16 protein-coding genes are annotated in these 14,664 nt (G+C 67.3%); 10 read left to right on the top strand and 6 right to left on the bottom strand.

Annotation, left to right across the window (positions count from 1 at the left end; all coding sequences use genetic code 11):
• Positions 1-2: 2 nt before the first annotated feature.
• Positions 3-1,445: an MFS transporter gene (locus RIN18_RS15105; protein ID WP_309104811.1), complete on the bottom strand. Its 1,443-nt coding sequence runs from the start codon at positions 1,443-1,445 to the stop codon at positions 3-5.
• Between RIN18_RS15105 and RIN18_RS15100 the strand changes: the two genes are divergently transcribed.
• A complete protein-coding gene (locus tag RIN18_RS15100; protein WP_309104810.1) occupies positions 1,342-1,743 on the top strand; it encodes an alpha-hydroxy-acid oxidizing protein in 402 nt (133 codons plus the stop codon). The two genes, RIN18_RS15105 and RIN18_RS15100, sit on opposite strands and share 104 nt — an antisense overlap.
• On the opposite strand, the gene RIN18_RS15095 is transcribed toward RIN18_RS15100, so the two are convergent.
• A complete protein-coding gene (locus tag RIN18_RS15095; RefSeq protein ID WP_309104809.1) occupies positions 1,714-2,322 on the bottom strand; it encodes a TetR/AcrR family transcriptional regulator in 609 nt (202 codons plus the stop codon). The genes RIN18_RS15100 and RIN18_RS15095 overlap by 30 nt on opposite strands.
• 173 nt (positions 2,323-2,495) lie before the next feature.
• Between RIN18_RS15095 and RIN18_RS15090 the strand changes: the two genes are divergently transcribed.
• Positions 2,496-2,954, top strand: a complete 459-nt coding sequence (locus RIN18_RS15090) for a hypothetical protein (RefSeq protein WP_309104808.1) — start codon at positions 2,496-2,498, stop codon at positions 2,952-2,954.
• A gap of 53 nt (positions 2,955-3,007) precedes the next feature.
• Here the strand turns inward: RIN18_RS15090 and RIN18_RS15085 are convergent, their stop codons facing one another.
• Positions 3,008-3,310, bottom strand: a complete 303-nt coding sequence (locus tag RIN18_RS15085; RefSeq protein ID WP_309104807.1) for a transcriptional regulator — start codon at positions 3,308-3,310, stop codon at positions 3,008-3,010.
• A gap of 794 nt (positions 3,311-4,104) precedes the next feature.
• Here RIN18_RS15085 and RIN18_RS15080 point away from each other — a divergent pair.
• From RIN18_RS15080 to RIN18_RS15050, 7 genes are all read left to right on the top strand, one after another.
• Positions 4,105-4,182, top strand: a complete 78-nt coding sequence (locus RIN18_RS15080) for a hypothetical protein (RefSeq protein ID WP_309104831.1) — start codon at positions 4,105-4,107, stop codon at positions 4,180-4,182.
• 717 nt (positions 4,183-4,899) lie between these two features.
• The gene (locus RIN18_RS15075) at positions 4,900-5,082 is read left to right on the top strand and encodes an alpha-hydroxy-acid oxidizing protein (RefSeq protein ID WP_309104806.1); all 183 of its coding nucleotides are present in this window, start codon (positions 4,900-4,902) and stop codon (positions 5,080-5,082) included.
• Complete coding sequence (locus RIN18_RS15070; RefSeq protein ID WP_309104805.1) at positions 5,079-5,705, top strand: hypothetical protein; 627 nt, start codon at positions 5,079-5,081, stop codon at positions 5,703-5,705. Before RIN18_RS15075 ends, RIN18_RS15070 begins: the two co-directional genes overlap by 4 nt.
• Before the next feature lie 24 nt (positions 5,706-5,729).
• On the top strand, positions 5,730-6,419 hold the full coding sequence (locus RIN18_RS15065) for a GNAT family N-acetyltransferase (protein ID WP_309104804.1): 690 nt from the start codon (positions 5,730-5,732) through the stop codon (positions 6,417-6,419).
• Positions 6,420-6,517: 98 nt separating this feature from the next.
• Positions 6,518-7,903 carry a glycine--tRNA ligase gene (locus tag RIN18_RS15060; RefSeq protein WP_309104803.1) on the top strand — a complete coding sequence of 462 codons (1,386 nt, stop codon included), beginning with the start codon at positions 6,518-6,520 and terminating at the stop codon, positions 7,901-7,903.
• Positions 7,903-8,715, top strand: a complete 813-nt coding sequence (locus RIN18_RS15055; RefSeq protein WP_309104802.1) for a serine hydrolase domain-containing protein — start codon at positions 7,903-7,905, stop codon at positions 8,713-8,715. The genes RIN18_RS15060 and RIN18_RS15055 overlap by 1 nt, the downstream gene beginning before the upstream one ends.
• 213 nt (positions 8,716-8,928) lie before the next feature.
• Entirely contained in the window at positions 8,929-10,611 is a 1,683-nt protein-coding gene (locus RIN18_RS15050) for an ABC-F family ATP-binding cassette domain-containing protein (protein ID WP_309104801.1), read from the top strand.
• Between the two features lie 7 nt (positions 10,612-10,618).
• On the opposite strand, the gene RIN18_RS15045 is transcribed toward RIN18_RS15050, so the two are convergent.
• The gene (locus RIN18_RS15045; protein WP_309104800.1) at positions 10,619-11,575 is read right to left on the bottom strand and encodes a WYL domain-containing protein; all 957 of its coding nucleotides are present in this window, start codon (positions 11,573-11,575) and stop codon (positions 10,619-10,621) included.
• Positions 11,576-11,642: 67 nt separating this feature from the next.
• Between RIN18_RS15045 and RIN18_RS15040 the strand changes: the two genes are divergently transcribed.
• Positions 11,643-12,776: an epoxide hydrolase gene (locus RIN18_RS15040; RefSeq protein WP_309104799.1), complete on the top strand. Its 1,134-nt coding sequence runs from the start codon at positions 11,643-11,645 to the stop codon at positions 12,774-12,776.
• 94 nt (positions 12,777-12,870) lie between these two features.
• Here RIN18_RS15040 and RIN18_RS15035 read toward each other — a convergent pair whose 3' ends face one another.
• Complete coding sequence (locus RIN18_RS15035; RefSeq protein ID WP_309104798.1) at positions 12,871-13,443, bottom strand: HhH-GPD-type base excision DNA repair protein; 573 nt, start codon at positions 13,441-13,443, stop codon at positions 12,871-12,873.
• Between the two features lie 37 nt (positions 13,444-13,480).
• The coding region (locus RIN18_RS15030) for a glutamyl-tRNA reductase (RefSeq protein ID WP_309104797.1) at positions 13,481-14,664 on the bottom strand (1,184 nt) is incomplete at its 5' end.

Raw genomic sequence — 14,664 nt, 5'->3', positions numbered from 1 at the left:
CCTCAGCCGGGCAGTGAAGGATGCTGCTCGGAGCTGCGCTCCTTCGGGATCAGGAACGACAGGATGACCGCGATGAGGCCGGCGGCGATCGCCAGCCAGAAGCACACGTCGAAGGCGGCCCGCGTCGGCACGGCGACCCCGTCGACATCGACGCTCATCGCGGCGAGGATGCCGCCCATCACCGCCGAGGCGCTGGACGTGCCGACGGAGCGGAACAGGGCGTTGAGGCCGTTCGAGGCGCCCGTCTCGTTCGCCGGGACCGAGCGCATGATGATCATCGGCATGGCGGCGAAGCTGAAACCGATGCCGACGCCGATGAGCAGGTTCCCCACGAAGATGTGCCACACCTCGCTCGACCAGAGCAGCACGAACACATAGGCGAGCACGATCGCGGTCGCACCGACCGTGAACAGCGGGCGCGGGCCGACGGTGCGCTCGAGCCAGCCGGACAGCGGCGAGATGACCATCATCACCAGCCCCGCCGGCATGATCACGAGGGCGGCTCCGACCATGTCGAGCCCGAATCCGTGCTCGGTTCCCGCAGGCATCTCCAGCAGCTGCGGGAACGTCACGTTCGATGCGAAAAGCGCGAACCCCATGCCGATGGCGGCGACGTTCGTGAAGAGCACGGCAGGGCGTGCGGCGACGCGCAGGTCGAGCAGCGGGTCCTTCGCTCGCAGCTGATACCAGCCCCACGCCAGCAGCACGACGACGCCGCCGATGATGCAGGTCAGGGTGAGGGGCGACGTCCACCCCCATTCAGCACCGCGCGAGACGAAGAGCAGGATTCCGGTCAGGCCGATGGCGAGCCCGATGGCGCCGATGACGTCGAGCCGGCCGGGGAAGCGCAGCACGTCTTCGGGGACGACGGCGAAGACGAGGGCGAGGCCGGCGACGCCGAGCGCGGCCGCGAGCCAGAACAGCATGTGCCAGTCGGCGTGCTCGGCCAGCAGCGCGGCGACCGGCAGGCCGATCGCGCCGCCCACGCCCATGGTCGCGCTCATCAGAGCGACCGCGGTGCCCAGGCGCTCTGACGGCAGCACGTCGCGCATGATCGCGATGCCGAGCGGCACCACTCCCGTCACCGCACCTTGCAGTGCGCGGCCGATGATGACGCCGATGATCGACCCTGACAGCGCGGCGATCATCGAGCCGATCACGAGGAGGAGCAACAGCACGACCACGACCCGCCGCTTGCCGTACATGTCGCCGAGGCGCCCGGAGATCGGAGTGGCGACCGCGGCGACGAGCAGGGTGATGGTGACCACCCATGTGGTGTCTTCGCGTGAGGCGTTCAGCAGCTGCGGCAGCTCGGCCTGCAGCGGCACGACGAGTGTGAACATGAACGAGGAGCACAGGCCCGCGAAGGCGAGCACGGCGACGACGGCCCACTTCGGCGGGGTTCGGGAGAGACGTTTCCTGGCCCTGTCGTCATTCGCACCCACCGATCAAGGCTATCGGCGCGCGCGACACCCCGGCATCTGGATCTCGAATCACGGCGGCCGCCTGATCGATCGGGCAGTGCCGACGCTCGCCGTCCTGCCCGAGATCCCGGCGCGGGTGGCGGGCCGCGTGCCGATCGTCTTCGACTCGGGCGTGCGTAGCGGGTGCTGCTGGTGGTCACCGTTCTCTACTTCGACGCGGGGAGCGGGCGCGCGCGCCAGCGCAGCGATTTGCCCCAACCCCTCAAGGTGTTGCGGGCGCGGAATCCCGTCATTCTTTGGCACCTCGTATCAGGGTTAAACGATCACGAGTGAGCAATATTGAGTCGTCGACGAGGGAGAGATAATCGCCGGTGGTCGTGGCCATATCGATCAGTCCAGCGATTCCGGCGACGAGGAGTCGGGAGTGCACAGCAACGTCGGTGGAGACCGGGACTTGCCCGTTCCGTTTCGCCTCCTCGAGATAGTCAGCGGTGCGCGCAAGCCAGCCGCTATACCTCGCAGGTATCCCCTGTTGACGGATATCACGACGATGATGAAGTTTGATCGCGACGCGAGCGATTTGGTGGTGGGCGACACAGGTTGCTATGTGCTCGGCTGCTTGAAGAATCGCATCGAGCGGGTCACTGGCCTCACGTTCCCTGCCCATGAATACTCCGTTTGGGTGAGCCAGAGCGAGAATGCTAGTTGCCAGGGAGGACTTCGTCGGAAAGTAGTAGGTCACTAGGGACTTCGACGTCCCGGCTCGGTTCGCGATCTGACCTACGCTGGCCTCCGCGAAGCCGCACTCATCGAACTCTTCGATCGCGGCCTGCAGTATCCCCGATGCGGTGCTCGACGACGGTTCATCGATTCCCGCTTGATACCTGGTACGTGTCATGACCATCTGTTCTGCTCGCACCCCCCGGTGGCTTGGCGGGCGGTCTCGCGACCGCCTGACCATACGATCCCAACCCTCGCTTCAGCGCGGTTGTTGGACGATCGTCCCTCCCTAACGCAGGGCGGCAGCATCAAACAGGCGTTGCGAGCCCTCGATACCGGAGAGGTGTGAGTATGAAAATTCGGAAGAAGGGCGGCCTTGCCGCCCTTGCCATCGCAGCACTGTTGCTGTCCGGCGCGGCGCCAGCAGCCGCAGCAGAAACCGTGGCACCGACCAAGGCGCGATCAACCGGGACAGTCGCAGCGACCCCAGCGATTCAGCCGATGAGCAGCTCCCCCACCGGGCAGTACGAGTGGATCTGCATTCTGACGTCCGGCCACTCGCACTCCCTCGCGAATGGAGAGCCGTTGACAAACTGTAAGGGAAGCTACCTGCACAGGTATATCAACGGGCGTCACGTCGCGACCTATCGCCTCGCCTATGGAGGGGGTGCCGTGGACTACAAGGCGGAAGGCTGCCTCTTCGCTATCATCGGCGGCGTTCTCGGTGTGATGTCGCCGGCTCTGACGATCCGGTGGGTGCTGTCGACCGCTGTAGGCGGAATCGGCGCCTATCAAGCCTGCGCGGCCTAGGGGCTGTCGAGCGTTCCGGTTCGGGTGCTCTGTTAGCGCCCGAACCGGAAGGCTCAAGATTTGGTCAACCGACGCAGCGCTTGGACGTGGGCTTCATAGGCCAGTCGGCCTTCCTTGGTTAGCGCCACCCACGTCCGACTGTGCCCCCCGTCTGCGAGTTTGAAAAGCTGCACATACCCTGCATCTCTGAGGGTCGACAGGTGCTTGCTGAGCGACGAATCACTGATCCGTAGAGAATCTCGCACAGCAGCAAACTCCGCTTCCACCACCTCGGACAAATATGCGCAGATAGCAAGTCGACGGGTCGGATGGATGGTCTCGTTGAGCTGAGCTGTTCCTGCCTGAGATGACCTCATCGGCGTGTCGTGGAGGTTAGGAGCGCGCGTTCAAAAACCCATCCGCCTACGGCCACTAGGACGAAGATGATCGCGCCGGCTGCCCATCCCACCCAACTGACATTCTGCTCCTTGACGAAGAACCAGCTCCCCGCCAAGGTTGCGAGACCCAACGCCCCGAAAACCATCGCGTAGACCGTCGCTCGGCCCCGCCCAAACTCCGACGTTCGCGTCCCCGTCACATGTCGACGAGCGAACTCCAAGACTGCCATCGAGACAGACATCAGGATCACCGCGATGCCTATGCCGATGCCTTGCGCGAGCAAAACGGCAACAACTGCCGCTCCCAGAACAGCGCCGCTCGCAGGAAAGTACCACCAGGGTGACCGCGACTGTTGCAAGGCTGCGCGACGGGACTCCTGAGCGATCGCCAACGCTTCCGCAGCTGAAGGTTCGTTTTCCATACTGGAAAGTAGACCCCGCGAGGTCAGGAGTGTCAAGCCCTTTGAGAAATCTCCCTGCGGAACCGCCCGGGGGAAGTCCTCAGGGTCGAGCCCCACGACCCCCAGACCGTGGGTACGCTCACAGCCATGTGTGGACGATTCGCAATGGGTGATCGCGCAATGCGGAGATCTCCAAGTTCGTGACGAAGACCGGTCGGCGCCCGTATGAGTGGCAGCCACATTGGGCGGCGACGTACAACATCGCGCCTACCGAGAGCATCCCCATGCTGCAGGGCTCAGCGAAGACGGGGGGAGCTCTGATATGAGCAGGCGCGGTGGTCGCTCGTTCCGCCGTGGTCGCCCACCCTCAAGCTGAAGTACCCGACGTTCAACGCGCGAGCTGCGGGCATGGCCGAGAAGAGCACCTGGCGCGAGCCGCTACAGCGGTAGCGCGCGATCGTGCTACGCCTACGAGGGCTATCGCTTCCTCTGCAACTTCGATGATGATTCCATCTCGACCAGTGTCGCTGGCCGGACGACAACGAAGCTCCGTGGATTTAGGTAGCGGGCGTCACCGAGATCAGGCGGAACTCATCGACTGGGGTCGAATATGAGTGAGCAACCCCGTGAGCGCCATCGATAACTGCCTCGCAAGCGATCTCAGGGCGATCGCGCTGGTGCGCGAGGACCCTGAAATCGTGCCCAACGGCCTCCACCCCTCGAGGCACGAACATGTCATAAGGTCGACTCCACGCGGTAGGTTCACGAGAGCGAGCAAGGCTACTTCGTCCGGCACCTCGCCGTCTGGTCCACCCTCTCGAAGGATGCCGCCCTCCGAGACGGACCATCGGCCGCATTCGTGGTCGAAGAGCACGAGTAGCGTGCGCTCACCCGTGTCGTTGGTGACGGGCACTTCGGCGCGACGCTTCTCGAACTTCGGGGCGCTCTATCAGCAGCTGTAGGACCGTCACGAAGTCGCGTCGGAAGCAGCTCCATGCGCCGTAATTTACAGCGCTGCGTCCCCAAGCTGACCGGTGCCCCGGCAGCACCCACCGGCGGAGATCCCCACACGAGGACCTCGACGCGAAATCCTGGGACTGTTGTTGCGTATTCACGACTCGCAACATCGTCATCCTTCACCCGCTGACGTGATCGCCCTCGCACTAGGTGCGAGCGTCGTCGCTCTCGGCCGTCCCTTACGCCTACGGTCTCGGCATCGCGGGCGAAGCGGGCGTGCGCGAAGTGGTGCGGAACGTGCTCGCCGAGCTCGACATCTCACTGGGACTCGCGGGCCTGACCGCGGTGTCGCAGCGCGACCGTGACGCGTTGCGTGATTGCATGGCTGGATGAGCGACGACACCACCTTGGAACAGCACCCTGCCGACACGGCGTGGCATCGATGGGCTCCCATCGGCCAGACGCTCGACACGAGCGGCGTGCCCGGCAGCGGTCCCGCTCCCAGCATCGCAGCGTTCGACCTGCTGCCGCTCGAGACGATGCTCGTGCCGGAAAGACCGCGCCGCGGTGAGAACGACCCGTCGGAGTGCGGCCACTGCAAGCCGTCGGAGTACACGATCTGGCATGACGACGACTGGCGTGTGAACTCCGGCTTCGAAGGCGGCCTGGGTCTGCCGTTCGTCGGCGCGATCTCCCCTCGCCGTCACGTGAAGCTCGAAGACGCCCCGATCGAGCTGCTCGCAGGTCTCGGGCCGGTCCTGCAGCGCCTGTCGGAGGCGACGAAGCAGATCCCCGCCGTCGCGCGGTGCCACTTCTCGCGGTGGAACGACGGCTCCGCGCACCTGCACCTGTGGGCGTACGCGCGTCCGGCCGGGATGATGCAGGGGCGCGGCGCGATCCTGCCGTACTGGGAGCAGGTCATGCCCGCCATGCCGGAGGAGATGACGCAGGACCATCTGCGCATCGTGGCCGAGGCGCTGGCGGCAGGGGGAGGAGAGGCATTCCCCACCCGCTGACCCTTTGGCTGGCAGACTGGACGGGTGCGAACCATCCGCGATCTGGACACCGTTGAACTGATCATCGACGCCCAGGGGCTGCTCGACTCCATTCGAGGGCCCGAGCGCGTCATCGACGCCGGCACGCTCCGCGCGCTGCAGCAGGCCGGCAACTACGTCGTCGGCCTGTTCGACAGCGAAGACGGTGAGGAGCGCATGGTCGGCGCGTCCATCGCCTTCTTCGGCGAACCGGGGCGCCGCACGATGCACTCGCACATCACGGCGCTCATTCCCGAGTACCGTGGCCGCGGCTGGGGGCGTGAGCTCAAGGAGCACCAGCGCCAATGGGCGTTCTCCCGCGATGTCGGCCGTGTCACGTGGACCTTCGACCCGCTCGTCGCCCGCAACGCGCACTTCTTCCTCTCGGTGCTCGGTGCCCGCGTCACGGGATACTCCGTGAACCGATACGGGCTCTTCGGCGGCGGGGACGCCGGAGATGAGAGCGATCGCCTCGATGTGGAATGGGCGCTCGCCGACATCGCGAAGCCACCGGCTGCGGATGCCGTCGTCGCGACTCTGCAGATCCCCACGGACATCGAGGCGATGCGTGTCTCCGATCCGGATGCCGCGCACGAATGGCGTCTGCGCCTCCGCGACGAGATGGAGGAGCTGCTCGGACGCTCGCTGCGCATCGCGGGCTTCGATGTCGAGCGCGGCTACCTCTTCACCACCTGACGCCTGCCTTCGCGGCTCATTCGGGCCGCCGGCGCGCGGATAGAATGAGCGGGCCCGTCATCACCGGCATCCCCCCGCATCCGACCATTGGAGCCACCGTGGCCGAACAGTCCCGCCTCGACAAGGTCATCGCCCTCGCCCGCCACCGCGGGTTCGTGTTCCAAGCGGGTGAGATCTACGGCGGCTCGCGCTCGGCCTGGGACTACGGCCCCCTCGGTACCGAACTCAAGGAGAACATCCGCCGCCAGTGGTGGCAGACGTTCGTCCGCGGCCGTGGTGACATGGTCGGCCTCGATTCCTCGATCATCCTGCCCAAGCGCGTGTGGGAGGCGTCCGGCCACGTCGCCACATTCACCGACCCGCTCGTGGAGTGCCTCAGCTGCCACAAGCGTTTCCGTGCCGACAATCTCATCGAGGATTTCGAGGCGCGTAAAGGCCGGAAGGCGCAGAACGGCCTTGCCGACGTCCCTTGCCCCAACTGCGGCAACAAGGGCCAGTACACCGAGCCGAAGTCGTTCTCGGGGCTGGTCAAGACATATCTCGGCGTCGTCGACGACGAGTCCGGACTGCACTTCCTGCGCCCGGAGACCGCACAGGGCATCTTCGTGAACTTCACCAACGTGCTCACCGCGAGCCGCAAGAAGCCGCCGTTCGGTATCGGCCAGATCGGCAAGGCCTTCCGCAACGAGATCACGCCGGGCAACTTCATCTTCCGCACCCGCGAGTTCGAGCAGATGGAGATCGAGTTCTTCACGCCGCCCGCCGAGGCGCAGCAGTGGTTCGAGCACTGGGTCGAGGCCTGCTGGGCGTGGTTCATCGACCTCGGCCTGGATCCCGAGAACATGCGGCAGTTCGACGTGCCGGAGGACGAGCGCGCGCACTACTCGGCCGGCACGATCGACTTCGAGTACCGCTTCGGGTTCCCCGGCAAGGAGTGGGGCGAGCTGATGGGTGTCGCCAACCGCACCGACTTCGATCTCTCCAGCCACTCCGAGGCGTCGGGCCAGAGCCTGACGTACTTCGACCAGGCCTCGGGCGAGCGCTATACCCCGTACGTGATCGAGCCGTCCTTCGGCCTCACCCGGTCGATGATGGCCTTCCTCGTCGATGCGTACGTCGAGGAGGAGGTGCCCAACGCCAAGGGCGGCACCGACGTCCGCACCGTGCTGAAGCTCGACCCGCGTCTGGCTCCGGTGAAGGTCGCCGTGCTGCCGCTGTCGCGCAACGAGCGGCTGTCTCCGCTGGCCCGCGAGGTGGCGGACGGACTCCGCGGTCGCTGGTCCGTCGACTTCGATGATGCCGGCGCGATCGGGCGTCGCTACCGCCGCCAGGATGAGATCGGCACGCCGTTCTGCGTCACGGTCGACTTCGACTCGCTCGACGACTACGCGGTCACCGTCCGCGACCGAGACAGCATGGCGCAGGAGCGCATCTCCATCGACGGCCTGCACGAGTACCTCGCCGAGCGCCTCAAGGGCGCGTGATGCAGGCGACGACCTTCGCCGCGACCGAGGGCTTCCCGCATCCTGCGCTCCTCGGTGTCACCGGCCCGGATGAGACGCTCGCCGTGCAGGGGGACTCGCGGACGGTCCTGCCGCTGGCATCCGTGACCAAGCCGCTCACCGCATGGGGCGTGCTCGTCGCGGTCGAACGCGGAATCGTGGATCTGGACGAGCCGGCTGGGCCCACCGGAGCGACGGTGCTCAACCTGCTCGATCACACCAGCGGGCTTCCGATGGAGGGCGCCGAGCCGCTGCGACCGGTCGGGGAGCGACGGATCTACTCGAATGCCGGCTTCGACACGCTGGCCGCACACGTCGCGGATGCCTCCGGCATGGCGTTCGCTGACTGGATGGAACGCGAAGTCGTCCTTCCGCTCGGAATGGCGCAGACCGACGTCACCGGGCGACCGTCTGCCGGTGCGACGTCGTCGATCGATGACCTGCTGATCTTCGGACGGGAGGTGCTTCGGCCCGTGCTGATCCCCGTCGAGCTGCGCGACCTCGCACTCACGGTGTCGCAGGCGGGCCTTCGCGGCATCGTGCCCGGCTATGGGGCGTTCGCAGACAACCAGTGGGGGCTCGGTTTCGAGCTCAAGGGCACCAAGAGCCCGCACTGGCTGAGCGACACGCTGCCACCGGAGACGGCGGGACATTTCGGAGCACAGGGCAGCTTCCTGTTCATCGACCGATCACGAGACCTCGCTGCCGCGTTCCTCTCGGGAACCCCGTTCGGCGAGGATCACAAGCGGATCTGGCCGCCGCTCACCGCGGAGATCGTCTCGCGCTACGGTTGAGAGCGAGCAGCTGCTGGCGTTCGCCATCCCTGCTCTGCTATCGTCTCGGGCGATGGGTACTCTGATCCGCTAGATCTGGACGCTGCGTCGAGTCTTCTCCGCAGCGGGTCCTGAGCGAACGCGCCGTCTGACCGGCGTGCTCGAGATCCATGATCGGACGCGTCTGCTGACGCGCATCCCTGCGGCGCCACTGCACCGCGGAGAGGACTCTCCATGTTCCCTGTACATCCCTCCCCGACCACCGCTCGCGTTCACCGCGTCTGCGAGCTGCGATCAGCGACCGTCCGCTTCGCCGATCGAATCGTGCTCGATCGCGTCGATCTCGTCGTCCGACCGGGCGATCGGCTCGCCGTCATCGGAGACAACGGCGCCGGCAAGTCGACCCTGCTCGAACTCCTCGCGGGATCGCTCGCGCCCACGGCGGGAGAGTCGCGCGTCTCGATCCCCGGCGGGATCGCGTTCGCGTCGCAGGACCCGCGGTTGCCTGAACGTGCGACTGTGACGGAGGCGATCGATGTCCTCCTCGCCGATCTGCGAAACCTGGAGCGGAGCATGAGCGAGGCGTATGACCGTCTCGCCACGATCGAGGGTGAGGAGCAGGACCTGCTCCTCACCGAGATCGCCGCGTTGCAGGACCGCTTCGAGGCACGCGACGGCTATGCCGTCGACCGACGCGTCGATGCGGCTCTCGACCAGCTCGGACTGGGGGCGCTCGAGCGCGACCGGACGGTCGCGGCGCTCTCCGGTGGTGAGCGAGCGCGGCTGGCGCTCGCCGTCGCCGTCTCTGCACACGCCGAGCTACTGCTGCTGGACGAGCCGACCAACGATCTCGACAGCGCAGCGCTCTCGTGGCTGGAGGAGCGGATCGCCGCCCACCGGGGCGCACTCGTCGTGGTCACACATGATCGGGCCTTCCTCGAGCGCTTCGCCGTCGACGTGATCCAGGTGCAGGACGGGCGTCTGCGCCGATACGGCGACGGGTACGCCGGATTCCTGGCAGCGCGCGCAGCGGAGCGTCAGCGCATGGCAGAGCGCCACATCGCGTGGAGGGCGGATCTTGCGCGCAACGAAGCCCTCGTTCAAGCCAATGCGTTCCGGCTCGATTCGATCCCGCGCAAACTCGAGCTCGACGGGTTCGGGCACGGAGCGTTCCGCGCGCGGAGCCGCGATCACGGCGCGATGGGACGTATCCGGATGGCCAAGGAGCGGGTATCGCGCCTGCGCGCCGCGCCGTGTCCGCCGCCGCCCGAGCCGCTTCGGTTCGCCCTCGGCGCGTCGGGCGAGGAGCACCCGGACGTCGAACTGGTCAGGTTCGACGCTGTCGAACGGTCGGCGGGTGCGGTGCTGCGGATGGACCAGTGGACGGTGCGAGCCGGAGAACGCTGGCTGATCACCGGAGCCAACGGTGCGGGTAAGACCACGTTGCTGCGTCTACTCGCCGGAGAGATCACGCCTGACGCGGGGACCGTCGAGCGCGGCGACGACGTGCGAATGGGCTGGCTGCGGCAAGAGGTGGGCGCGACCGAGTCGGGCACAGTGGTGGCGTCGTTCGCGCGGTCGACCGGACTGGCCGAGACGGACGCGATGCAATCCCTGCTGCGGTTCGGCCTGCTTCGCGAGTCGGACCTCGAGCGAGAGGTGAGCACCCTGTCCGTCGGACAGCGACGCCGCTTGGACCTGGCGATCGCGCTCGCCGCACCGGCCGAGGTGCTCCTGCTGGATGAGCCGACCAACCATCTCGACCCGGAGCTCGTGGACCAGCTCGAGGAGGCGCTCGACGGCCACCCCGGCGCAGTGATCACCGTCACGCACGACCGGCACTGGATGCGCCGTGCGGAGAGCCGATCCGGATACGGTCGAGTCGTCGTCGACGCGGGGCTGGCCGTGGCCTGCTGATGAGCGCTCAGGAGCCGGCCACGGCGCGGGCGTACCGGTCCGAGAGCGTCTGCAATCGCGGAAGCAGCTCGGGGGGAGATTCGACCGTGAAGTCCATCATCAGCATGCCGATGTACGCGGCGACCGTGTCGAGGCTGTCGGCGCCGGTCACGAGCACGCAGTGCGTCTCGTCGATCGGCTCGACGACGCCGACCGCGGGGTTGATGCGGTTGAGCACGTCCTCCGCGGAGGCATCGATCAGCAGGCGAGCATGCACGTTCCAGCCGCTCGCGGCGATCGTGCGCATCGCGAACGCGGTGTAGTCACCGCCGGGGAGCGGCTGCGGATCGAACCGGCGCCGCGTCGGCATCCGCAGCCGCATCCAGTCGACGCGATACGTGGTCCAGGTGCCGTCCTGCGGATCGCGGGCGACCAGGTACCAACGGCGCTGCCAGCTCAGCAGACGGTACGGCTCGACGAGCCGCGGTTCGTCGTCGTAGTCGAATCGCAGCCATTCGACGTCGCTGATGGCGCTCGCGATGGCCTGGAGAGCGGCCGAGTCGATCTCCGGGTCAGGGGCATCGGTGCCGGTGTTCTCCGGTGCCCGGTCGATCGACGAGCGCAGGGCATCGACGGTCGGGCGCAGCCGCGACGGCAGCACCTGTTCGAGCTTCGCGAGCGCTCGCGCGCCGGCCTCCTCGACCCCGGTGATGCCGGCGGCGACGCGGAGTCCGACCGTGACGGCGACGGCCTCCTCGTCGTCGAGCAGCAGCGGAGGCAGCGTGCCGCCGGCACCCAGCCGGTATCCGCCGATGGCGCCGCGCGTGGCGTCGACCGGATAGCCGAGGCCGCGAAGGCGATCGATGTCGTGTCGCAGCGTGCGCGCCGAGACGCCGAGCCGCTCGGCGAGCTCGCGTCCGGAGCGCGCCGAGCCGGTCTGCAACAGTGCCAAGAGGGCGAGTAATCGGGCGGTCGGATCGGCCATCGGAATCTCCTCGAAAGAGGTTCTCATTAGGAACGGATCCAGCCTAATGGCTTTCTACTGTGGAGACATGGAAAACAACAACCTCACCTTCAGCCCCTTCACCGTCTCCGTCGCGGCCGCGGAGGTCGCCGATCTGCAGGACCGTCTCGCCCGCACTCGACTGCCGCAGCCGTCGCCCACCGACGACTGGGATGCCGGCACGCCGAACTCCTATCTGCGGGAGGCCATCGCGGCGTGGCGTGAATTCGATTGGACCGCCGCGGAGGCCGCGATCAACGCCGTGCCGCACTTCACGACCGACATCGAGGGCCAGACGATCCGCTTCATCCACGTCCGCTCCGCTCACGAGGGTGCGACCCCGCTGCTCCTCGCGCACACCTACCCCGGTTCCGCCGTCGACTACCTCGACATGATCGATCAGCTCACCGATCCGGTGGCGCACGGCGGACGCGCGGAGGACGCGTTCGACGTCGTGATCCCCGACGCGCCGGGCTACGGATTCTCGCAGCCGCTCGCTTCGCCCGGCTGGACCGTCGGCAAGGTCGCCGCCGCGTACGACCAGCTGATGCGCGGACTCGGATACGACAGCTACGGCATCCACGGTTCCGACAATGGAGCCATGGTCGCGCGCGAGCTCGGTCTGCTGAACCCCGAGGGGTTCCTCGGCCTTCACGTGATGCAGTTGTTCTCGTTCCCCTCCGGTGACCCGTCCGAGTTCGAGAGGCTCGAGCCGGCCGACTATGCGGCGCTCGAGCACATGCAGTGGTTCCAGTCTGTCGGGGGCTACAACACGATGAACTCCTCGCGCCCGCAGACGGTGGCGGTCGGGCTCAGCGACTCGCCCATCGGTCTTCTCGCTTACAGCGAGCTGTTCAACAACTTCGGCAACGGCACCTCCCTCGTGCCGCTGGAGAAGATCCTTCTCGAGGTGAGCGTCAACTGGTTCGCGAACGCCGCTTCCGGCATGAGCCGCAGCTACCTCGAGAACGCCCGCGTCGAAGCAGAGCAGCAGGTGAACGCGGCGCCCACCGGAGTGGCGGTGTTCAAGGACGACTTCCAGACGGTCAGGGTGTTCGCCGAGCGCGACAACTCCAACATCGTGCACTGGAGCCGGTTCGACGAGGGCGGTCATTTCGCGGCTCTGGAGCGGCCGGACCTCCTCGTCGGCGACATCCGCGCCTTCTTCGCCGGCCTTCGCTGAGGCCGGTCGTCGCGCCGAAGCCCCCGGTTCGCGCCGAGACCCCCTCGTACCGACGTCGGTACGAGGGGGTCTCTGCGATATGGGGTTTTCGGCGTCAGCCGGCCTGCTTCGCCGCGGCCTTCATCGCCTTCTTGTACTCACGCACCTTCGTCAGCGACTCGGGCGAGACGATGTCGGCGACGCTGCGGAACGCGCCTTCCTCGCCGTACGGAGCGGATGCCTCGCGCCAGCCCTCACCGGTGAAGCCGTACTGCTTGCCGAGCAGAGCGAGGAAGATCTTCGCCTTCTGCTCACCGAACCCGGGAAGGCTCTTCAGGCGCTTGAGGACTTCGGGCCCGTCCGGGTCGCCGTCGGTCCAGAGGGCCGCGGCGTCCCCGCCCCACTCGTCGACCAGCGTCTGGCAGAGCGTCTGCACCCGAGTGGCCATCGACCCCGGAAAGCGATGCACCGACGGGGTCTGCTTGAACGCTTCGAGGAAGGCGTCCGGATCCATCCCGGCGATCGCGGCGGCATCCGTCGCTCCCGTGCGCTGCTCGATCTTCAGCGGACCGGCGAAGGCGGTCTCCATCGGCACCTGCTGGTCGAGGAGCATCCCGACCAGAAGAGCGAGCGGATTGTCGGTCAGTAGAGCGTCGGCGGCGGTGTCTCCGGTGATGTGAAGGGCCATGCCTCCAGTGTCGCACTCGCCGGCGGCAGATCCGAGGTCAGGCGGTGGCGGACTCCTCGGTCTCGTCGGCGACCGGCGTCAACCCGTACAGCGTCTCCAGCGCGGCGGCGAACTCGTCGGCGCGGCCGCTCGCGGCGAGCTCGTGCGCGCGTGAGGTCGGCGTGTGCAGGAGCACACCGGTGAGGTGGCGCAGCGCCTGCTCGATGCGTCCGTCCTCGTCGCCGCGCGCTCTGGCGCGGCCGATCTCGGCTTCGAGGAGCCCGAAGATGTGTGAGCGGAGCGCGACAATCGACGGCGTCACGCTCTGCCGCGCGCCGACGACGTGGAAGGTGTCGGCTGCTTCGCGGACCACGCTGCGCGCAGCATCCGTCGCCTGCAGCTCCTCGAGCGGGGCATGCAGTCGGATCGTCTCGAGGTCAAGCAGGGCGACGCCCTCGAGCGCGGCAACCGCCGGGTCGACGTTGCGCGGCATGCCGAGGTCGACGACCAGCTGATTATGCGCGGCGACGGGGCAGCCGACAGTTGCAAACCCGGATGCCGCCCGGAGATGCTCGGGGCCGAGGACCGGCTCCGCGGAGCTGGTGCAGGTGATCAACAGGCTCGAGTGCGAGGCGACGCGAGAGTAGTCGTCGGCGGATACGGCCCGGATGTCGTGCTTCGCGGCGAACGCCTCGGCCCTGCCCGACGGCGAGTACACCGAGATGTCGACGGCTCCGCGCTCGCGCAGTGTCGCAAGGGTGACTGCGGCGTACGCGCCCGTGCCGACGAGCAGGACCCGCTCCGCCGACCAGTCGGCGATGCGGCTGTCGGCGAGCTCGAGAGCGAGACGCACGAGGGAGCGGCCGGCGCGGCCGAGGGCGGTGACGTTCTTCACCTTGCGCTGCGCCTGGCTCGCGCGCTGGAAGAGCCGTTCGAGTTCGGGGGAGGTGGTGCCGTCCTTGCGGGCGGACTTCAGCGCGCGGCGCACCTGGCCGGCGATCTCGCCCTCGCCCGAGACGACCGATTCGAGCCCGGAGGCGACGGAGAACAGGTGCTCGGCGACCCGCCGGCCGGAATGCACCTCGTATGCACCGTCGAGGTCCTGCGCCGAGACACCGGTGGCGGCCTCGACGGCCTCGAGCACGGCCTCGACGCCGATGGCGCCCGCGGCGGTGACCGGCTCGTCCATCTCGAGGTACGCCTCGAAACGGTTGCAGGTCGCCAAGACGACCGCACCCTGGA

The organism is Microbacterium sp., from assembly GCF_031179285.1.
Lineage (GTDB): Bacteria > Actinomycetota > Actinomycetes > Actinomycetales > Microbacteriaceae > Microbacterium.
This window is presented reverse-complemented; position numbering and strand designations above follow the sequence as displayed.

Excerpts from the sequence above, each read along its gene's own strand:
- RIN18_RS15035 (WP_309104798.1), bottom strand. The coding sequence starts at position 13,443 with ATGGCCCTTCACATCACCGGAGACACCGCCGCCGACGCTCTACTGACC.
- RIN18_RS15055 (WP_309104802.1), top strand. The coding sequence starts at position 7,903 with ATGCAGGCGACGACCTTCGCCGCGACCGAGGGCTTCCCGCATCCTGCG.
- RIN18_RS15085 (WP_309104807.1), bottom strand. The coding sequence starts at position 3,310 with ATGAGGTCATCTCAGGCAGGAACAGCTCAGCTCAACGAGACCATCCAT.
- RIN18_RS15100 (WP_309104810.1), top strand. The coding sequence starts at position 1,342 with ATGAACGAGGAGCACAGGCCCGCGAAGGCGAGCACGGCGACGACGGCC.
- RIN18_RS15090 (WP_309104808.1), top strand. The coding sequence starts at position 2,496 with ATGAAAATTCGGAAGAAGGGCGGCCTTGCCGCCCTTGCCATCGCAGCA.
- RIN18_RS15045 (WP_309104800.1), bottom strand. The coding sequence starts at position 11,575 with ATGGCCGATCCGACCGCCCGATTACTCGCCCTCTTGGCACTGTTGCAG.
- RIN18_RS15095 (WP_309104809.1), bottom strand. The coding sequence starts at position 2,322 with ATGACACGTACCAGGTATCAAGCGGGAATCGATGAACCGTCGTCGAGC.
- RIN18_RS15040 (WP_309104799.1), top strand. The coding sequence starts at position 11,643 with ATGGAAAACAACAACCTCACCTTCAGCCCCTTCACCGTCTCCGTCGCG.
- RIN18_RS15070 (WP_309104805.1), top strand. The coding sequence starts at position 5,079 with ATGAGCGACGACACCACCTTGGAACAGCACCCTGCCGACACGGCGTGG.
- RIN18_RS15050 (WP_309104801.1), top strand. The coding sequence starts at position 8,929 with ATGTTCCCTGTACATCCCTCCCCGACCACCGCTCGCGTTCACCGCGTC.